General features: G+C 72.5%; 19 protein-coding genes. 8 read left to right on the top strand and 11 right to left on the bottom strand.

What is annotated here, in order from left to right; genetic code table 11:
• The first annotated feature begins 65 nt into the window (after nucleotides 1-65).
• Nucleotides 66-470 (top strand): tetratricopeptide repeat protein, encoded by a 405-nt coding sequence (locus tag MUY14_RS42800; RefSeq protein ID WP_247018362.1) that lies wholly within the window; start codon nucleotides 66-68, stop codon nucleotides 468-470.
• A gap of 213 nt (nucleotides 471-683) precedes the next feature.
• Here the strand turns inward: MUY14_RS42800 and MUY14_RS42795 are convergent, their stop codons facing one another.
• On the bottom strand, nucleotides 684-1,430 hold the full coding sequence (locus MUY14_RS42795; protein WP_247025508.1) for a murein transglycosylase: 747 nt from the start codon (nucleotides 1,428-1,430) through the stop codon (nucleotides 684-686).
• Between the two features lie 370 nt (nucleotides 1,431-1,800).
• Here MUY14_RS42795 and efeU point away from each other — a divergent pair, with 370 nt between their 5' ends.
• The 6 genes from efeU to MUY14_RS42765 are packed head-to-tail and all read left to right on the top strand — an operon-like array spanning nucleotide 1,801 to nucleotide 7,230.
• Nucleotides 1,801-2,646, top strand: a complete 846-nt coding sequence (gene efeU, locus MUY14_RS42790; RefSeq protein ID WP_247018360.1) for an iron uptake transporter permease EfeU — start codon at nucleotides 1,801-1,803, stop codon at nucleotides 2,644-2,646.
• Entirely contained in the window at nucleotides 2,643-3,788 is a 1,146-nt protein-coding gene (gene efeO / locus MUY14_RS42785; RefSeq protein ID WP_247018358.1) for an iron uptake system protein EfeO, read from the top strand. Before efeU ends, efeO begins: the two co-directional genes overlap by 4 nt.
• Complete coding sequence (gene efeB / locus MUY14_RS42780; RefSeq protein WP_247018356.1) at nucleotides 3,785-5,044, top strand: iron uptake transporter deferrochelatase/peroxidase subunit; 1,260 nt, start codon at nucleotides 3,785-3,787, stop codon at nucleotides 5,042-5,044. Before efeO ends, efeB begins: the two co-directional genes overlap by 4 nt.
• A 48-nt stretch (nucleotides 5,045-5,092) precedes the next feature.
• Nucleotides 5,093-5,662 carry a TetR/AcrR family transcriptional regulator gene (locus tag MUY14_RS42775; protein WP_247018354.1) on the top strand — a complete coding sequence of 190 codons (570 nt, stop codon included), beginning with the start codon at nucleotides 5,093-5,095 and terminating at the stop codon, nucleotides 5,660-5,662.
• Nucleotides 5,659-6,801 (top strand): GDSL-type esterase/lipase family protein, encoded by a 1,143-nt coding sequence (locus MUY14_RS42770; RefSeq protein ID WP_247018352.1) that lies wholly within the window; start codon nucleotides 5,659-5,661, stop codon nucleotides 6,799-6,801. The genes MUY14_RS42775 and MUY14_RS42770 overlap by 4 nt, the downstream gene beginning before the upstream one ends.
• An 18-nt stretch (nucleotides 6,802-6,819) precedes the next feature.
• On the top strand, nucleotides 6,820-7,230 hold the full coding sequence (locus MUY14_RS42765) for a PPOX class F420-dependent oxidoreductase (RefSeq protein WP_247018350.1): 411 nt from the start codon (nucleotides 6,820-6,822) through the stop codon (nucleotides 7,228-7,230).
• A gap of 3 nt (nucleotides 7,231-7,233) precedes the next feature.
• Here MUY14_RS42765 and helR read toward each other — a convergent pair whose 3' ends face one another.
• The 10 genes from helR to MUY14_RS42715 all read right to left on the bottom strand — a co-directional run bounded on the left by helR (nucleotide 7,234) and on the right by MUY14_RS42715 (nucleotide 18,370).
• Nucleotides 7,234-9,417, bottom strand: a complete 2,184-nt coding sequence (helR, locus tag MUY14_RS42760; protein WP_247018348.1) for an RNA polymerase recycling motor ATPase HelR — start codon at nucleotides 9,415-9,417, stop codon at nucleotides 7,234-7,236.
• An 8-nt stretch (nucleotides 9,418-9,425) separates the two neighbouring features.
• The gene (gene rox / locus MUY14_RS42755) at nucleotides 9,426-10,859 is read right to left on the bottom strand and encodes a rifampin monooxygenase (RefSeq protein ID WP_247018347.1); all 1,434 of its coding nucleotides are present in this window, start codon (nucleotides 10,857-10,859) and stop codon (nucleotides 9,426-9,428) included.
• Nucleotides 10,860-10,888: 29 nt separating this feature from the next.
• Entirely contained in the window at nucleotides 10,889-12,112 is a 1,224-nt protein-coding gene (locus tag MUY14_RS42750; RefSeq protein WP_247018346.1) for a glycosyltransferase, read from the bottom strand.
• Between the two features lie 153 nt (nucleotides 12,113-12,265).
• On the bottom strand, nucleotides 12,266-12,829 hold the full coding sequence (locus tag MUY14_RS42745; RefSeq protein WP_247018345.1) for a hypothetical protein: 564 nt from the start codon (nucleotides 12,827-12,829) through the stop codon (nucleotides 12,266-12,268).
• Complete coding sequence (locus MUY14_RS42740) at nucleotides 12,826-14,184, bottom strand: hypothetical protein (RefSeq protein ID WP_247018344.1); 1,359 nt, start codon at nucleotides 14,182-14,184, stop codon at nucleotides 12,826-12,828. The genes MUY14_RS42745 and MUY14_RS42740 overlap by 4 nt, the downstream gene beginning before the upstream one ends.
• Nucleotides 14,184-14,987: an ABC transporter ATP-binding protein gene (locus tag MUY14_RS42735; protein ID WP_247018343.1), complete on the bottom strand. Its 804-nt coding sequence runs from the start codon at nucleotides 14,985-14,987 to the stop codon at nucleotides 14,184-14,186. The genes MUY14_RS42740 and MUY14_RS42735 overlap by 1 nt, the downstream gene beginning before the upstream one ends.
• A gap of 10 nt (nucleotides 14,988-14,997) precedes the next feature.
• Nucleotides 14,998-15,786, bottom strand: coding sequence for a zf-HC2 domain-containing protein (locus tag MUY14_RS42730; RefSeq protein WP_247018342.1), 789 nt, complete (start codon nucleotides 15,784-15,786; stop codon nucleotides 14,998-15,000).
• Nucleotides 15,783-16,340 carry an RNA polymerase sigma factor gene (locus MUY14_RS42725; RefSeq protein ID WP_247018340.1) on the bottom strand — a complete coding sequence of 186 codons (558 nt, stop codon included), beginning with the start codon at nucleotides 16,338-16,340 and terminating at the stop codon, nucleotides 15,783-15,785. The genes MUY14_RS42730 and MUY14_RS42725 overlap by 4 nt, the downstream gene beginning before the upstream one ends.
• A 54-nt stretch (nucleotides 16,341-16,394) precedes the next feature.
• Entirely contained in the window at nucleotides 16,395-17,327 is a 933-nt protein-coding gene (locus MUY14_RS42720) for a MazG family protein (protein WP_247018338.1), read from the bottom strand.
• Nucleotides 17,324-18,370, bottom strand: coding sequence for a hypothetical protein (locus MUY14_RS42715; RefSeq protein WP_247018336.1), 1,047 nt, complete (start codon nucleotides 18,368-18,370; stop codon nucleotides 17,324-17,326). The genes MUY14_RS42720 and MUY14_RS42715 overlap by 4 nt, the downstream gene beginning before the upstream one ends.
• 76 nt (nucleotides 18,371-18,446) lie before the next feature.
• Between MUY14_RS42715 and MUY14_RS42710 the strand changes: the two genes are divergently transcribed.
• Nucleotides 18,447-18,854 carry a hypothetical protein gene (locus tag MUY14_RS42710; protein ID WP_247018334.1) on the top strand — a complete coding sequence of 136 codons (408 nt, stop codon included), beginning with the start codon at nucleotides 18,447-18,449 and terminating at the stop codon, nucleotides 18,852-18,854.
• Nucleotides 18,855-19,284: the final 430 nt, after the last annotated feature.

Below are 19,284 nucleotides of genomic sequence, written 5' to 3'. Positions count from 1 at the left end.
CAGTCCATCACGTCCCGTTCGGAGGCGTGTGCATCCCCCTCCTCCGGGGTAACGTGGGAGTGACCATGACGGACGCCGCAGCTGCTTCGCAGCCTCCCGAGGAGTCGCGGTTCCATGCCTTCCGCCAGGCCGAAGACCTGGTCGCGCGCCGCCGTCCGCTGGACGCGCTGAAGGTGCTGCAGCCCGTGCTGGAGTCCGAGGACGACAAGCCGTCGGTCCACCTCCTGGCCGGGCGCGCGTACTTCCACTCCGCGCAGTTGCGGCGCGCCGAGCGGGCGTTCACCCGGGTGCTGGAACTGGACCCGACCGACCACTACGCGCGGTTCATCCTGGGCCGGACCCTGCAGCGCCTCGGCCGGTTCGTCGAGGCGCTGGCCCAGATCCGGATGGCGTCGGCGATGAACCCGGTGCCGGAGTACCTCGAAGCGGCCAACGAGGTCAAGGCGCGGATCGCGCTGCGCGACTCCTGACGCCAGGGCCGTTCGGCCCGTCGCGGATCAGACTTTCGACCGATCGGGCCGGGCCCGTCGGCCGATCCGCGAACCCCCTCCGGGCGGCGATGCTGGTTCCAGACCGGAACAGGGAGGAACCGAAATGTCGATCTTCACCACACTGGGTGCTTACGCCGGGGTCCTGCTGCTCGTGCTGATGGCCGTCACGCCGTTCTTGGCCGACCGGGAGCTTTAAGGCGCGACGCTCGCTTCGGCGTAGGCGTCCGCCGCGCTGAAGACGTCCTGCCCGTAGGCGACCGCCTGGTTGTAGAACAGGATCGCCCGCCACCAGCCGGCCGGCGTGCCGAGGTCGTCGCCGCCCGAGCAGAGGAAACGGGCCGCCGTGAAGGCCGCGTCGTCGACGTTCTGCGGGTCCGGCGCGCCACCGTCGCCGTTCGCCCGCTCCTGGTACTTCTTCCACGTCGACGGCAAGAACTGCAGCGGGCCGATCGCGTGGTCCCAGGCCTTGTCGCCGTCGAGCTTGCCGCCGTCGGAGTCGTGCACCGCCGGGACGCCGGGCGAGCCGTCGAGGGGCGGGCCGACCACCGGTTTCACCAGCCGGCCGCTCGCGCTGATCGCCGAGAGGTCGAAGTCCCCGCGCTCGGTCTCGACCCGGCCGATGCCCGCGAGCGTCGCCCACGAGAGGTGGCACGTCGCCTTCTGGCGCTGCATCCACATTTCCGCCCGCCCGTACGCGGCGACCACGCGCGCCGGGATGTGCGTCTTGCCCGCGACGCGGGTCGCCCACGCGTCCAGCTCGGCCTGGTCCGACACCTGCGGCCGGTCGACGGGGGCGGCGAGCCCGGCTCGCGGCGCTTCGGCGCCGGGCTGCGGGCGCTGCTGCGGGATGGCAAGCGCAGGCTGGACGGCCGGCGGCTCGGCCGGCGCGTCCGGGTTCTGGACGCCGATGGTGACGACCAGGACCACGCCGGTGACCACGAGCCCGAGTGAAAGGGCGATCCGGCCGACGTACCGCCTCGGCGGGCCGCCCGGGGGCGACGACGGGGGCGTGACGGTCGGCTGAGCGGTTTCGGCCACCCGATCAGGTTACGGAGCCACTCAAGAGGGACCCCCGGCCGCCTGACCAGGCAAGCGGAGGGTTAAAACAGGTCGACTGCCAGCGATGTCACAGAATTCGTTATCGAGTCGACGCGCAGGGCCCTGACCTGCGGTTACCCTAACCTAACTTCACGGTCGCGTCCCTTTTGCCCGGTTGTATCGTTTCGAGCCGACGTACGCTGGCTGGACTTACAGGTGAGCCTTACCTAAAAACTTCCTGGAGCGAGCAGAAACTCAGGGAGGCGGAACCGTGTTGTTCTCGAGTGCGCTGATCGGGCTGCGCGAAGGCCTGGAGGCCGCGCTGGTCGTCAGCATCCTCGTGGCCTTCCTCGTGAAGACCGACCGGCGGCACGCGCTGCGCTGGGTGTGGCCCGGTGTCGGGGCCGCGGTGCTGCTGTCGGTCGCCGTCGGCGCGATCCTCACCTACACGACCGCGCAGCTGTCGTTCGAGCACCAGGAGCTGCTCGGCGGGAGCCTCTCGATCGTCGCCGTCGTGTTCGTCACCGCGATGATCTTCTGGATGCGCAAGGCGTCGAAGAGCATCGCCGCCGAGCTGCGCGGGAAGATGGACGACGCGCTGGACGTCGGCCCGGCGGCCGTGCTGCTGCTGTCGTTCCTCGCGGTCGGGCGCGAAGGCCTGGAGACCGCGGTGTTCTTCTACTCCGCCGTCCAGACCGCGCAGTCGGACACCGTGCAGCCGCTGATCGGCTTCGCCGTCGGCATCCTCGCCTCGGTGGTCCTCGCCTGGCTGCTCTACAAGGGCGCCGTCCGGTTCAACCTGGGCAAGTTCTTCACGATCACCGGCGTCCTGCTCGTGTTCGTCGCCGCGGGCGTGCTCGGCTACGGCCTGCACGACCTGCAGGAGGCCGCGTTCCTGCCGGGCATCGGCACCCTGGCGTTCGACGCTTCGGCGACGCTGCCCGAGACGTCCTGGTACGGCGCCCTGCTCAAGGGCATCTTCAACTATTCGCAGCAGACGACCGTGCTGCAGGCCATCGCGTGGGTCGCCTACGTCGTCATCGTGCTGCCCCTTTTCCTCAAGCCCAGCAAGAAGACCGCGCCGGTCCCCGCCGCCGCGGCCGCCTCGAAGGAGTGACCGTGCGCAAGACCCCCTCGCTGGCCGTACTGGCCGGCGCCGCCGTGCTGGTGACGCTCGCCGCGTGCGACGGCAAGAGCGACACCGCGGGCGCCACCGCGGACGGCGGCCCGATCAAGGTGTCGGCGTCCGACACCGCGTGCGAGGTTTCCGCCACCACGGCCGGCGCGGGCAACGTGACCTTCGAGATCACCAACAAGGGCACCAAGGTCACCGAGTTCTACCTCTACGCCGAGGGCGACCGGATCATGGGCGAGGTCGAGAACATCGCGCCCGGGCTGAACCGGCGGCTGATCGTCGAGGTCGCCGACGCCGGCAAGTACCAGACCGCGTGCAAGCCGGGCATGGCCGGCGCCGGCATCCGCGGCGACTTCACCGTCACCGGCGGCGTCGCGAAGCAGAACGACGCCAACGCGCAGAAGGCGCAGGCCACCAAGAGCTACGCCGACTACATCGCGAACAACACCGCCGCGCTCGAGGAGGAGACGGCCAAGTTCGCCGGCCTCGTCAAGACGGGCAAGGTCGACGAGGCCAAGGCCGCGTACGCCCGCACGCGCGTCTACTACGAGCGCATCGAGCCGGTCGCCGAGAAGTTCGGCGACCTCGACCCGGCCATCGACGTCCGCGAGGCCGACCTCGAACCGGGCCAGAAGTTCACCGGCTTCCACCGGCTCGAGAAGGACCTCTTCGTCTCCGGCCCGCAGGCCGACACCCCGCAGATCGCGGACAAGCTGCTGACCGACGTCAAGGACCTGGTCGCCAAGTCCAAGACCCTCGAGCTGACCGCGCTCGACCTGGCGAACGGCGCCAAGGGCCTGCTCGACGAGGTCGCGACCGGCAAGATCACCGGCGAGGAGGAGACCTTCTCGCACACCGACCTCTGGGACTTCCAGGCCAACCTGGACGGTTCGAAGGGCGCGATCACGTCGCTGCGGCCGATCCTGCAGGCGAAGGACGCCGCGCTGACGTCCACTTTGGACAAGGAGTTCGCGAACGTCCAGGGCCTGCTGGACAAGCAGCGCGTCGGTGACGGCTTCAAGCTCTACACCGACCTTTCCCAGGACCAGGTCAAGGAGTTCGCTTCGGCCGTCGACGCGCTGAGCGAGCCGCTGAGCAAGGTTGCGGAGGTCGTCTCGAAGTGACGTCGGCAGAGGGCACGCGGGTTTCGCGGCGGAAGCTGTTCGGCCTGGCGGGCGCGGGTGTCGCGCTCGCCGGGGCGGGCGCCGCCGCCGGCATCGGGATCGACAAGGCGACGAGCGGCAACGCCGAGGCGTCGGTGAACACCGTCGACTTCCACGGCGAGCACCAGGCGGGGATCGTCACGCCGGCGCAGGCGAACCTGCACTTCGTGGCTTTGGATGTGACAGCCCCCGACCGCGAAAAGCTGCGTCAGCTGCTGAAGACGTGGACCGACGCCGCCCGCCGGATGACCGCCGGCCAGGAGGTCGTGGCGGGCGGCGCGATCGACGGCGGCCAGTACGCCCCGCCGGGCGACACCGGCGAGGCGCTCGACCTGCCGGCCGCAAACCTGACGCTGACCATCGGCTTCGGGCCGTCGCTGTTCGACGGCCGGTTCGGGCTGGCGGGCAAGCGGCCGCCGCAGCTGATCGACCTGCCGCTGTTCCCGAAGGACAAGCTCGACCCGGCCCGCAGCGGCGGCGACCTGTGCATCCAGGCCTGCGCGGACGACCCGCAGGTCGCGGTGCACGCGGTCCGCAACCTGGTGCGCCTCGGCTTCGGCGTCACCGAGGTCCGCTGGTCGCAGCTCGGCTTCGGCCGCAGCTCGTCGACGTCCCGGGCGCAGGCGACCCCGCGGAACCTGTTCGGCTTCAAGGACGGCACGAACAACATCAAGTCCGAGGACACCGACATCCTGCGCGACCAGGTGTGGGCCGAAGCCGCGGACGGCCCGGCCTGGATGGCCGGCGGCTCGTACCTGGTGGCGCGCCGGATCCGGATGCACATCGAGACCTGGGACCGCGAGTCCCTGGACGGCCAGCAGAAGATCATCGGCCGCGCGAAGGGCACCGGCGCCCCGCTGGGCCAGGCCGCGGAGTTCGACGAGCTGGACCTCGACGTCGGCGGCGCGGGCGGCGAGAAGGTGATCGCGGAGGACGCCCACGTCCGGCTGGCCTCGCACCAGGCCCTGAACGGCGTCCGCATCCTGCGCCGCGGCTACAACTTCGTCGACGGTTCCGACGGCGTCGGGCACCTGGAGGCGGGGCTGTTCTTCCTGGCGTTCAACAGGGACACGCGCAAGCAGTACGTCCCGATGCAGCAGGCGCTGTCGTCGAAGGACGCGATGATGGAGTACGTCCAGCACACGGGCTCGGCGCACTTCGCGATCCCGCCGGGCGTGACCCGCGAGTCGAGCTGGGCGGACGCCCTGTTTTCCTAAAGCCTTTAGGCTGAGCTACACTCTCATTAGGCAAAAGGGAGTGAGTTCATGGTTCGAGCCGGGTTGACCACGGAACGCGTCGTGCGCGCCGGCGCCGAGCTGGCCGACGAGGCCGGCTTCGCCAACGTGACGCCGTCGGAGCTGGCGCGGCGCTTCGACGTCAAGGTCGCGAGCCTGTATTCGCACGTCAAGAACGCGCACGACCTGCGGGCGAAGATCGCGCTGCTCGCGCTGGACGAGCTCGCCGACCGCGCGGCCGCCGCGCTGGCGGGCCGGGCGGGCAAGGACGCGCTCATCGCCTTCGCCGACGTCTACCGCGACTACGCCCGGGAACACCCCGGCCGGTACGCCGCCACGCGGTTCCGGCTCGACCCGGAAACCGCCGCCGCGAGCGCCGGGCCCCGGCACGCCGAGATGATGCGCGCGATCCTGCGCGGCTACGCCGTGACCGGCCCGGACGAGACGCACGCCGTGCGGCTGCTCGGCAGCGTCTTCCACGGGTACGTCGACCTCGAGGCCCAAGGCGGCTTCGACCACAGCTCGCCGCCCTCCCAGGAGTCCTGGCACCGGATCCTGACCGTGCTCGACACCGTTCTCCGCGATTGGCCCACCTCATGATCATCACCCCCCTGACCGACGGCCTGGTGCTCGGCGCCCTCGAACTCGAGCGCACCGGGCACGGCCTCGCCCCGCACCGCCTGCCCGCCCGGGCCCGCGCGCAGAACACCGACCCGCGCCTGGCCATGGCCGAAGCGCAGCCCGCCGGCGTGCGGCTGCGGTTCCGGACCAGCGCCGCCGTCGTCGAGCTGGAAACCCGGCGCACCAAGGTGGTCTACGCCGGCGCGCCGCCGCGTCCGGACGGCTTGTACGACCTGCTGGTCGACGGCGAGCTCGTCGCCCAAGCGAACGTCGACGGCGGCAACACCCTGACCGTCGACCCGCGCACCGGCGCCGGCGAGCACCGCGACGGCCCGCCCGGCACCGTGCGGTTCGGCGACCTGGGCACGCACCCCAAGGACGTCGAGATCTGGCTGCCGCACCACGAGATCACCGAACTGCTCGCTCTGCGCACCGACGCGCCCGTCGAGCCGCTGCCCCGGCGAAGGGTGTGGCTTCACCACGGGAGCTCGATCAGCCACGGCTCGAACGCCGCCAGCCCGGCCACCACCTGGGCCGCGCTCGCCGCCACCGCGGCCGGCGTCGACCTGGTGAACCTCGGGTTCGGCGGCAACGCGCTGCTCGACCCGTTCACCGCCCGCGCGCTGCGCGACACCCCCGCCGACCTGGTCAGCGTCAAGCTCGGCATCAACGTCGTCAACGCCGACCTGATGCGCCTGCGCGCGTTCGGCCCGGCCGTGCACGGCTTCCTCGACACCATCCGCGAAGGACACCCGGACACGCCGCTGGTCGTCGTCTCCCCGCTGTACTGCCCGATCCACGAGCAGACGCCGGGGCCGGGCGACTTCGACCACGAAGCGCTGGCCGCCGGCGAGGTCCGGTTCCGGGCGACCGGGGACCCCGCCGAGCGGGCCGCGGGCAAGCTGACCCTGGAAGTCGTCCGGGACGAGCTGGCCCGGATCGTCGCGCAGCGGCAGGCCGAGGACCCGAACCTGCGCTACCTCGACGGTCTCGCCCTCTACGGCGAAGCCGACTTCGCCGAGTTCCCGCTGCCGGACGCCCTCCACCCGGACCCCGCGGCCCACCGCCGGATCGCCACGCGGTTCGCCGAGCTGGTGCTTGACTTCAAGGGAGCTTGAAGTCGGAGGCTGGGCGGCATGTTCACCGAAGCAGAGCTCGAATACCTCGCCGCCCAGCCGCTGGGCCGCCTCGCCACCCGGCAGCCGAACGGGACCCTGCAGGCCAACCCGGTCGGCTTCCGCTACAACCCGGACGAGAAGACCGTCGACGTCACCGGGCACAACCTGCGGAACAGCAAGAAGTTCCGCAACATCGCGACCGACGACCAGGTCGCCTTCGTCGTCGACGACCTCCCCTCGACGAACCCGTGGCGCGTGCGCTGCCTGGAGATCCGCGGCCGCGCCGAAGCGCTGACCGGCGTCAACCTCCCGGACAACCACTTCGACGACGCCGTGATCCGCATCCACCCCGAGCGCATCCTCGCCTTCGGCGTCGAGGACTGGGACCGCGAGCCGCTCGAGCTGGAGACGAACATCCGCGACGTCTGAGCGTCACGGCACCGGCACCGGGGCCTCGGCGAGCCCGGCCAGCTCCCGCGGCAGCGGACCCCGGTGCAGGACGCCGAGGCGCTGCGTGGCGCGGGTGAGCGCCACGTAGAGCTCGGCCGCGCCGCGGGGCCCGCCGTCGAGGATCCGGTCCGGGTCCACGACCAGCACGGCGTCGAACTCCAGGCCCTTCGTCTCGGACGGAGGTACCGCGCCCGGCACCCCGGGCGGCCCGATCACGACGCTGGTGCCTTCGCGCCCGGCTTCCGCGCCGGTGAACTCCTCGACGGCCGCGGCGAGTTCGCCGTCGCCGACCCGCCGCGCCCACGGCGCGACCCCGCACGCGCGCACCGACTCCGGCGGCCGCACGTCGGGCGCGAACCCGGCCAGCACGGCGGCGGCAACGCTCATGATCTCCGCCGGCGTGCGGTAGTTCACCGTCAGCGAGCGGTAGACCCAGCGGCCGGGCACGTACGGGTCGAGCATCGCGCCCCACGACCGCGCCCCGGCCGCCGACCGGCGCTGGGCGAGGTCGCCCACCACCGTGAACGACCGCCCGGGACACCGCCGCATCAGCACCCGCCAGTCCATTTCGGACAGTTCCTGGGCCTCGTCGACCACGACGTGCCGGTAGGTCCAATCCCGGTCCGCCGAGGCGCGCTCGACGAGCGTCCGCGTGTCGGTTTCGACGAACCGGTCCGCCAGGTCCTCACCGTAGAGCAGGTCCTTGGCGACCAGGCCGACGTCCTCGTCGACGTCCTCGCGCTCGATGAGGTTGTCCAGGACGTCGGCGGCGTAGGCGGCCTTCGCCTTCCGCTCCCGCTCGGCTGCCCGCTCCACCGCCTTCTCGGCCGCGAGGTCCCGGCCCAGCAGGTCGACGAGCTCGTCGAGCAGCGGCACGTCCGACACCGTCCAGGCGTCGCCCTCGGCCCGCGCCAGCACGGGGTCACCGCCCGCCGCGCGCAGCCGTTCCGGCGACGAATACAGCTGCGCCAGCAGGGTTTCCGGGGTCAGGATCGGCCACAGCTCGTCGAGCGTGCGGGTGAACACCTCGTCGGCGTTGAGATCCTTGACCAGTTCGGCCCGGAACCGTTCCCAGTCCTCGCGGTCGTCGCGGCTCAGCCAGCCCTGGCCGATCCGCTTCATCGCCCGTTCGGTGAGCACGTAGGTGACGATGTCGGCGAACACCGCGCGGGCTTCGTTGTGCGGCTGCCCGCTGTCGCGCGCCTCCTGCCGGGCCCACTCCGCGGTCGCGGCGTCGATCCGCACGGTCGCGTCCCGCAGCTGGATCTCCACCGGCTCCGCGGGAAGCCGCTGCCGGTCGGCGATGGCGGCCGCGAGCACGTCCAGGATCTTCCGGGAACCCTTGACCCGCGCGGCTTCCGGCGCGTCCTCGGCCGTGACGTGCAGGCCGGGCACGAGGTCGCCGGTGGTCGTGAAGACGACGTCGGTTTCCCCGAGCGACGGCAGCACGCGCCCGATGTGGTTCAGGAACGCCGGGTTGGGCCCGACCACGAGCGCGCCGTGGCGTTCCATCCGTTCCCGCTGGGTGTAGAGCAGGTAGGCGACGCGGTGCAGCGCCACCACCGTCTTCCCGGTGCCCGGCCCGCCTTCGATCACCAGCACGCCCGGGTGGTCGAGCCGGATGATCTCGTCCTGCTCGGCCTGGATCGTCGCGACGATGTCCCGCATGCCCTCGCCGCGTGGGGCGTTGACGGCGGCGAGCAGCGCCGCGTCCCCCGACGCGTCCCCGCCCGGGCGGCCGAGGTCCTCGTCGGTGAAGTCGACCACGTCCCGCCGATGGGTGTGGAACTGACGGCGGCGGCGCATGTCCTCCGGGTGCGCGCCGGTGGCGGTGTAGAACGGCCGCGCGGCCGGCGCCCGCCAGTCGAGCAGCACCGGTTCGTGGTCGTTTTCCTCGTCGAAGAGCCCGATCCGGCCGATGTAGGAGCGCTCCCCCGAAACGGCGTCGAGCCGCCCGAAGCACAGCCCGTTGTCGACGACGTCCAGCCGCCGCACCTCCCGGCCGAGCGCCCGCACCCGGACGTCCCGTTCCATGGCGCCGAGGTCGTTGCCGCCGAGCGCCGCCCGGTAGGCGTCGCGCACGCGCTCGCGTTCGGCGTCGAGCCGGTCGTAGAGCCCGGCGACGTGGGCGCGTTCGGCCTTCAGTTCTGTTTCGTGTTCCGTCATGCGTCCCCTCACGCCTCGGCCGGCGCGCCGAACCACCGCGCCAGCCGGTCCTGCAGTTGTCCCTGGTCTTCGCCGGCCCAGGCCACGTGGCCGTCCGGCCGCACCAGCACGGCGGGCACGTCCAGCTCTTCGCTGACGTCCACGACGTGGTCGACCCGGTCCGCCCAGCCGGCCACCGAGAGGCGCCCGGTCTGGTCGAGCAGCACCCCGCGGCCGCCGTGCATCAGGTCGTACAGCCGGCCGCCCTTCAGCTCGACGTCCCGCAGCCGCCGTCCGACGAGGTCGTGGTCGTCGCCGAAGTCGTAGCGGATCTCGATGCCGACGATGCGCCCGATCAGGTACCGGTTCACCTCTTCGAAGTCCATCAGCTTCGCCAGCAGCCGGCGCAGGGCCTGCGGTCCGGCGTCGGGGCGCATCAGCTCGCCCTGGGCCCGGGTGTTGTCCAGCACGTCGGCGGCCACCGGGTGCCGTTCGGCCTGGTAGGTGTCCAGCAGGCCCGCCGGCGCCCACCCGCCGAGTTCGGCGGCCAGTTTCCAGCCGAGGTTCACCGCGTCCTGGAGGCCGAGGTTGAGGCCCTGCCCGCCCAGCGGCGGGTGGATGTGCGCCGCGTCGCCCGCGAGGAAGACCCGGCCGTCCCGGTAGCGCTCGGCGAGCCTCGTCGCGTCGCCGAAGCGGGACAGCCACAGCGGCGAGTGCACGCCGAAGTCGGTGCCCGCGTACACGCGCAGCCGCTCCTTGAACTCCTCCAGCGTCGGCGGGACCGACCGGTCTTCGCGCACCTGCTCGGCGGGCACGAGCACCCGGTACCGCCCGGTTTTCCCGAGCGGCCCGAGCCCGAAGAACTTCTCCGTCTTGCGGATCTCGGTCACGATGGCGGCCACCTCTTCGGCCGGCGCGGTCACCTCCATCTCGCCGAGCAGCGTCTCGTGCCGGGCCGGCTCCCCGGGGAAGCCGATCCCGAGCAGCTTCCGGACCGTGCTGCGCCCGCCGTCGCAGCCGACGAGGTAGCGCGCCCGCAGCCGCTCACCGCCGGCCAGCTCGACGGTGACGCCCTCGTCGTCCTGGCTCAGCCCGGTCACCTCGGCGCCGGGCCGGATCTCGACGCCCGCCTTGACGGCGTGTTCGGTCAGCAGCCGCTGGGTGACCGGCTGCGGGATACCGAGGACGTAGGCGTGCGCGCTGTCCAGCCGTTCCGGCCACGGCTTGTCGATGCCGGCGAAGTACCCGGCCATCTTGAACTGCTTGCCCTCTTCGAGGAAGCGGTCCAGCAGGCCGCGCTGGGCCATCACCTCGATGCTGCGCACGTGCAGGCCGAGCGACCGGACCTCCTTGACCGGCTCGGCTTCCCGCTCCAGCACGAGCACCCGCACGCCGTGCAGCCGCAGTTCGGCGGCCAGCATCGTCCCCGTCGGGCCGCCACCGGCCACGATCACGTCGATCATGAATCTCCCCTTGTTCGTTCGATGCTGGTTCAGGCGGGCTGGGTCTCACGGCTGCCGAGCAGCAGCTTCGCGGCCACTTCGGCGCCGTCGGCGCGGATCGTGGCGGCCACCGCGGCCGCCCGGGCCCGGGTCGAGGTCGCCAAGGCCGTCTCGAGCGCCGCGGACAACGAGGCGACGGTCGGCACCGGGCCGTCGTGGGCGACGCCGATGCCCAGCTCGGCCACCCGGCCCGCCCAGTACGGCTGGTCCGTCGCCTGCGGCACCACGACCTGGGCCGCGCCCGCCCGCGTCGCGGTCATCGTGGTGCCCGCGCCCCCGTGGTGCACGACGGCCGCGACCCGGCCGAAGAGCTCCTGGTGGTTGACCTCCCCGACGGCGAAGCAGTCGTCGCGGTCGTCGAGCAGGTCCAGGTCGGCCCAGCCGCGCGAGACGACCACGCGGCGCCCCCGCGCCCGCACCGCCTCGACGACGACCTGGGCGACGTTCGCCGCCGCGGCCATCGGCATGCTGCCGAAGCCCGCGTACACCGGCGGCTCACCCGCGGCCAGGAACTCCTCCAGCGCGGCCGGCAGCGGCCGTACGTCCGGCACGATCCACGCGCCGGTCTGCACGACGTCCAGGCCCGGCACCGGCTCCCACGGGTCCAGCACCGGGTCCGTGGCCAGCCACGTCCGGTCTCCGAAGACGTACCCGCGGACGTCGCCGACCGGCGCCAGCCCGTTCGCGACCCGGTGGGTGTTGAGTGCTTCGCGGAACAGCGCGTTCACGTTCTCGGCGTCGTGCTCCCACAGCACCCGGTTGTCGGTCACCCCCGCCGGGAACGGCTTGCCCGGGTACGCCAGCGGCGCGTGGTGCGGGGACGGCAGCACGACCTTCTGGAAGGTCACGACCACCGGCCGGATGCCCAGTTTTTCCGCGATCGACAGCGCGCCGGCCATGGTCGGCAGCATGCCGGTCGCCACCACGACGTCGCAGCCCTCGGCCGCCGCGGCCACGACGTCGAACTGGGCCGCGATCAGCTGGGCGGCCCGCTCGGGCAGGGACGACGGCGCGGGCGCCGCCTTGGTCAGCGCCTTGGCCGACGGCCCGTACGGCACGAACTCGACCCCGGCGTCGGCCAGCCGCCGGGCGAAGTCCTCGTCAGGCGGGGCGCACACCCGCACTTCGGCGCCCTGGGCCCGCAGCTCCGCCCCGAACCCCGCCATCGGCTCGACGTCCCCGCGCGACCCGTACGTCGACAGCAAAACACGCACTCGCAAAACCCCCGTTGGATCCCTGAGCCGGGATTTTCCGGCTCAGGGCGACGATTTTGCGGCACGACGGGGGTCTTGCGGCAAGCCCCCCAATGCGATATACGTTTAACATGGAGGGAGTTGGTTTTCCCTCATTCACTCTTCCGGGGTCCTTCAGTGACGCCCTCCCCAGCCCGTGTATGCCACCGCACCGGTGACCGCGAGCACTACCGCCGTCCAGGTGGCCGCGGGTGTCCCGGCGGGTTGCAGCAGCCAGGCCGTGACGCGGATCGCCGTGGAGTCCGCCGGCGGGACGAACGGGCTGATCGCGCACCAGAGCAGTGGGAGCGTCCAGCCGAACTGCCCGCCCGCGACCGTGGCGGCCAGCCCCGTCAGGCCGGCCAGGCCCGCCGCGTCCCGGGTGACGATCGCCGCGTCGATCGCCGACGGGCCCAGCTCCTGCACGCCGAGCACCAGCGCCCCGGCGGCCACGCCGATCAGCGCGAGGTGCGCGAACCGCCGCCGCGGCCACGGCAGTGCCGCCGCCCGGTCGAGGTCGGCGTCCTGCCCGCTCAGGCCGATCGCCGCCACCGCGATGCCCGCCGTCAGCGCCAGGACCACCAGGATCGGGTTCCAGGAGCCCCGCCCCAGGAACCACACCCCCGACGTCACCACCAGCAGGGCGGCCGTCGCCGCCGGAAGCCGGCGCGAGCGGGCGTACAGCACCGCCCACCTCATCGGAGGGCACCGGGGACGAGCACGTCGAGCGGTTCGCCCCGGCAGGTCAGCAGCGCCTGCCGCAGCGCGACGATCCGGGTGGCCTGGACGTCCGGTGGCAGGGCGCGGAACTGGTTCCACACCTGTTCGATCGCCCCGAATTCCCGCTTGAACCAGTTCCGCGTGAATTCGGGCAGCGGTTCCAGCTTTCCGGTGAAGTACGCCGCGCCGATCGCACGGGCGGCCTGGTCCGGCACGCTGCTGTGGCTCGGCGGCTCGCAGCTGGGCACGCCGGCGCCGGTCAGCACGGCCAGCCGCAGGTCGTCCGCGCCCGCCGTGAGCAGGAGGTCGTTGCGCTGGAAGTCCAGGGAGACGACGTGGGGATCGCGCGGAGCCGGCCCGGTGACCGAGGGCGGCCGGACCTGCTCTTCGATCCGGGTCGGCGGATCGGGCAGTTTCGCCAGCATCGCGAGCGCTTCGCGACCCGGTCCCCGCAACGCGGCCAGCCGATCCCGGTGCAGTTCGGACACGCAGATCGGCCCGTCGCAGACCTTCCGGCCGGCAACGCTGTCGGTGGTGAGCGCGTCGGCGGGCACCGCCGGGAACAACGGCAACGCGACGGCGGCCCCGGCGACCAGCGGCAGCAGGCCGAGCAGCCGCGCCCGCACGGAGCGCGCGGACAGCAGCAGGAACGAAGTCACGGCCAGCCCGAGGAACCACCCGCCCTGCCCGAGGTCGAGCGCCACGGTGGTCGTCACCATCTCCCCGCGCGGCTCCGCGAGCGACGGCGCCAGCGGTCCCACCCGGGTGGGGAGCACCGGCTCCAGCCCGCTCTCGAGCGACATCCAGCAGAGGACCGTCAGGACGAACGCCAGCACGGCCGCCCCGGGCGCGGCCAGCGGGTGCGGCAGCAGCCGCCCGACCGCCAGCCCGAGCCAGCTGCCCGCGAGGACCCCGAGCGACCCGACGAGCAGCACCGGCAGGAAGCCGAGGGAGAAGAACCCGCCGTGCGCGAGGATTTCGACGGCCCCCACGGCGAACACGACCAGGTAACCGGCCACGCTCAGCCCGCCGACGGCCCCGGCCGGCCGGGCCGCCCGCTGCCACCCGGGACGCGACGTCGTGGCGAGCAGCTCGACCACGCCGGAACGGCTGTCGCGCATGCCTTGGATGGCTCCGGCCCCGACGACGATGGGCCAGAGGAAGACCAGCAGGAACCGCAGCCACAACGCGGCGGTGGTGCTGTGCGCGGTCCACGACGCGGGCGCTTTCCACCACGGACCGGAGAGCAGGAAGAGGAACCCGAGCGCGACGACGACGAGCGCCAGCCCGGCCCAGGGCGCGATGGAGCGCCGGAGTTCGGTGCGGAGGATCATCACCACGCACCCTTGCCCGGTTCGTGGTTCAGCAGCGCCGAATAGCCGCGCTCGATCGGGCTGTCGCCGACGTGCTCCGGCGTCCCCGCTTCGGCCAGCTCGCCCGGGGTGCCCTGGAACACCAGCTTCCCCTCGGCGAACAGCACGACGTCGGTGCACGCCGTCGCGACGTCTTCCACCAGGTGCGTCGAGATCAGCACGCACGAATCCCGGCCGAGTTCCTGCACCAGCTCCCGGAACCGCACGCGCTGCGCCGGGTCGAGGCCCGCGGTCGGCTCGTCGAGCAGGAGGATGTCCGGGTCGTTGACGATCGCCTGCGCGATCCCCACCCGCCGGACCATGCCGCCGGACAGGGTTTTCATGCGGTCGTCGGCGCGGTCGGCCAGGCCGACGCGCTCGATCGCGCGCTGGACCGCGCCCGGGATGTCCTCTTTGGACATCTCCTTGAGCCAGGCCAGGTATTCGACGAACTCCCGGACCGTGAACCGCTTGTAGTAGCCGAAGTTCTGCGGCAGGTAACCGATCCGGCGGCGCAGGTCGCGCTGGCCGGTGTGGCCGCCGGCTTGCGTGCCGAGCAGCGTCAGGCTGCCCGCCGCCGGCCGCAGCACCGTCGCCAGTGCCCTGATCAACGTCGTCTTGCCCGCGCCGTTGGGCCCGAGCAAGCCGTGCACGCCCTTGCCGAGGGACAGGTCCAGCCCGTCCACGGCCATCTTCCGCCGCCCCACCCGCACCTTCAGCCCCTGCGCCCGGATTTCCCAGGCGTAGGTCGCCGGTGCGACCTCGGCGGCCCCCACTGCCCGCATGTCTTCCTCCCTAGTGGTGCGCGCCGAGCCGGGTGTACGCCGCCCTGTGCAGGACGACGGCCACCGTGGTCAGCGCGAAGATCCCCGCCCACACCGGCAGCGCGCCGGTGGTGAGCGCAAACGCCTGTCCCCGCTGGACGAACGCGGGCAGCACGACGATCGCCACCCACACCGCGATCAGCGCGTACGCCGCCCGGCTGACGCCGATCACGCCGCCGAGCGCGAGCGTGCCGGTGGTGAACGCCAGGCTCGGCAGCAACCAGAACGCCGGCCCGGTGCCGGTCAGCCGGCCGGCGACGCCGAGCACCGGCAGCACGACGGCGAGCACCGCCACCGTCCGCCGGACGATCAGGTACAGCCCCGCCCGCGGCGTCGCGGTGACGACCTCGTACGCCGGGTCGAGCCCCCGCGCCCACGACGCCGCAACCCCGAGCACGGGCAGCACCGGCGCGAAGAGCTGCACCGCCGTCACGTCGAGCACCGCGTGCCAGACGCCGTCGAGCAGTACCGCGACCAGGCAGACCGCCGCGATCATCGCCAGCCACGGCGCCATCGCCGGCGTGATCCAGGTGTCGAGCCACCGCCACCGCCGCGGCTCGGCCGGCGGCCGGACCTCGAGCTGGGGCGCGAGCCGGTTCCAGACGACGTCCACCACCGGCCGCACGGGCGCCACCTCGGCGAGCCGCGCCCGGCACACCCGGCAGTCCTCGAGGTGGGCTTCGACGCCCCACCGCAGGTCACCCGGGAGGTCGCCGCCCGTCGCGTACGCGGCGATGAGCCGGTCCGGCGCGTGGTTCATGACAGTGCCTCCCGCATCGCGATCCGCGCCCGCCGGGCCCGGGTCTTGACGGTTCCTTCCGGCAGTCCCAGCAGGACGGCGGTCTCGCGGACGGTCAGCCCGTCGAGCACCATCGCCTGCAGGACCGCCCGCAGCTCGGGCGCGAGGTCGCGCAGCGCGTCGCCGATCTCGTCGCCGAGCGCCACCGCCAGTGCCTCGTCCTCGGCCGCCGCCACCGGCGCGCAGTCGAACGCCACCTCCGGCGGTGGCTGCGCGTGGTGCGCGCGCCGGCGGAAGGCGTCGACCAGCCGGCGCGCCGCGATCGTCCACACCCAGCCGACCGCGCTCCCGCCGGTGACGGCCCCGGCGAACGAACCCGCCGCGCGCCAGACCGCCAGATACGTCTCCTGCATGACCTCGGCGACGATCTGGTCGTCGGCGCACCGGCGGCGCAGGCGCACGGCGAGCCAGGGCGACGTGCGGCGGTAGAGCTCCTCGAACGCCGCGCGGTCGCCCTTGGCCGTGCGCCGGACGAGGTGCTCCTCGTCCGCGCTGTCCAGTGGCAGGTGTCTCACACCGGGCAAGACGCCCGGTGCTCGGAAACGGTTCTCACCCGAATGTGTGCTGCGTCACATCGGACGGGCGGGCCAGAACTTCCGCCAGCCGTCGGCTTCGAGGGTCGTCGGCTCCAGCCCGGCGTCGCGGGCGGCCTGCTCGGCGCCCCGGACGTCCAGCGCGAACTGCTTCGCCAGCGCCCGCAACTCGCCTTCGGGGTCGACACCCGCGCGGCGCGCGGTGGCCGCGATGCGGAACAGCTGGGCGGCCGTGGCCGAGCCTTCGGGGAAGAGGTCGAGCGGGATGCCCGCCCGCCCGGAGCGCTGCCCCAGCTTGCCCGCCAGCGCGACCGCGGGCTGGCCGAGCGCCACGCCGTCCACAATGGACTTGCGCTGCTTCTCGCGCTGCTTCAGCTCTTCCCACTTGAGGTTCTGGTGCTCGACCGTGTGCACCTTGTCCGCGTCGGCGAACACGTGCGGGTGCCGCCCGACGAGCTTCGCGACCAGCGCGGCGGCGACGTCGTCGATGCCGAACGGGTCGGCCGGGTCCTCGGCCGCGACGCGCGCGTGGAACAGCACCTGCAGGAGGACGTCGCCGAGTTCCTCGCGCAGCGCTTCGCGGTCGCCGTCCTCGATGGCGTCGAGCAGTTCGTAGGTCTCCTCGACCAGGTACTGCCGCAGCGATTCGTGCGTCTGGACCGCGTCCCACGGGCAGCCGCCCGGCGAACGGAGCCGGTCCATCACTTCGGCGGCCTCGACCAGTGGCGGCACCGGCGTCTCGATGACGGTCGCGCCCGTCGCGATCAGCAGCGACGCGGCGGGCTCGTCCCGGGACCCGGCGAGCAGCACGACGTCCCGCAGCGAAGGCGCTTCGGTGACGGGCGGGACCCCGAACGCCGCGGGGTCGACGTCCGTGGCCGCGTAGACGGCGTTCGATTCACGCAGGATCTTCAGTGCCGCGCCGGGAAGTGTCGTCCCGCGGACGACCACGACGACACCCGTGGTCACTGCTGCGCGGGTGCGGCACCGCGCACGGGCAGCACGATGCCCTGGGTGGCGTCGGAGTTCGGCACGAGGTTCATGCCCACAACATCCCACACGCCGTAGCGCGGGTTGACGCGCAGGCCGCTCTGCCCGAGGTAGGGCTGCAGCAGCCGGGTGCCGATCGAGGTCAGCTGCGCGTCGGTCGGCTTCTGCGCTTCCTGGTCGGCGGGCACGGCCTTGTCGGTGCCGCGGGCGCGGATGACGAAGACGAACCAGTCCGCGCTCTGCGGCTTCTGCGCCTGGAAGACGACGACGCTGTTCTTTTCGGAGCCGAAGAGCGCGGTCTGCGCGAGACCGAGGTACTGCGCGGCACCGAAGAGTTCGGCGGTCTGGCCGGCGGAGTAGACGCTCGGCGGGGCCGGCATCCCGGTCTGCTGGGCCTGCTGCGCCTGCTGGGCGTCCTGCTGCGCCTGCTGCACGGTGGCCGCCACCTTGCCCGGGTCGGCGGCGAACTCCTTCGCGAGGTCGAAGGCGCGGGTGCGGGCGGCCTGGTCGGTGTCCGAGGAGGCGCTGATGCCGACGTAGTCCGCGCCGACGGACAGCTTCGCCAGCGACTTCTGCGCGAGCTGCTGCTCCAGGACGACGTCGCTCGCGACCTCGTTCGCGTCGCGCAGCTTCGAGACGATCTGCGTGACGGCGACCTGGTCGCCCTGCCCGGTGTCGGTGACCGGCGCGGGCGTCACCTGCGCGGCCAGCCCGGCGATCTTCGCCTGGTCGGCGACGAGGTTTTCCTGCTTGGTGGCGCGCAGGGTCAGCTCGTGGAGCACGGTCTGCCGGACGATCTCGCGGCCCAGCACGTCGAGCTTGTGCTCACCGGCGAGCTTCTTCGCGTACGGGTGTTCGCGGACGGCCTGGTCGATCATCGACTGGACGCTGTCGATCGACACCGACCGGTCGCCGACGATGACGGCGCTGCCGACCTGGCTGGGGCCCGAACCGCACCCGGCGAGCAGAAGTGCACCGGCAACGACCGCGACCAGCGCGCGAGGGCGCCCCATGATCCGCATCACAACGCATACCCTCTCACACCATCGGTGCCGAACCGCAACACCCATGGGGTGAGGACGGCCGTAATGTCGACTTATGGACCATTGGCTGACCATCGAAGTCTTCGACGGTGAGCACACGGCCACGAAGTGGCGGCTCGCCTACGGTGACGCACTCGCCGAAGCGGCGCTGACGAACGGCGCCGAGCAGTGGGTGTGGCACGAGCACCGGTGGGGTGTGGTGCTCGAAATCGAGTTCGGGAACGAAGAACGGCGGGACGCGTTCCGCGCCCTGCCGGTGGTGACGGCGGCGCTCGACGCGGTGCCGGATCCGACCCGGGGCCTGCTGGTGTACCCGGGACGCGGTGGGGGTTCGGGCTCGCGAATGCCGAGGAAACCGAGGCCACTGCCGATGGCGGGAGCCGGCGCGGTGCCGGTACCGGTGGAACAGGTGCGGATGGGACTGGCCGAGGCACGCCCGCCGATGTTCAGCGAAGTCGGCTGAGCTTTGAAGCCGTGATGGCCATCTCGTGTTTCCTCGAGGTGGCCATCACGGCTTGAGTCGGAGCGCCGCCGTCCGCACGCGCGCCGGCACACCACCGCATGCGGGCGGAGAGGGGTGGGCTCGACCGCCCGATCGCCGCCGCGCGCAACTGCCGGCCCCGCTGCCGTGCGCAATCCGCGGCACCGCCGCCGTGCGCAACCCGCGGCCGCCCGCACACCGCCGCCGTGCGCAACCTGCAGCCCCCGCCGCCGCCGTGCGCAACCCGCGGCACCACCGCCGTGCGCTATCCGCAGCCCCGCCGCCGTCCGCAACCCGCGGCACCGCCGCCGCCCGCAACCCGTAGCCCCGCCGCCGTGCGCTATCCGCAGCCCCGCCGCCGTCCGCAACCCGCGGTCCCGCCGTCGCCCGCAACCCGCGGGCGCCCGCACAC

The organism is Amycolatopsis sp. FBCC-B4732 (assembly GCF_023008405.1).
Lineage (GTDB): Bacteria > Actinomycetota > Actinomycetes > Mycobacteriales > Pseudonocardiaceae > Amycolatopsis > Amycolatopsis pretoriensis_A.
Note: the sequence above shows the minus strand (reverse complement) of the source record. Positions and strands in the feature narration are given on the sequence as shown.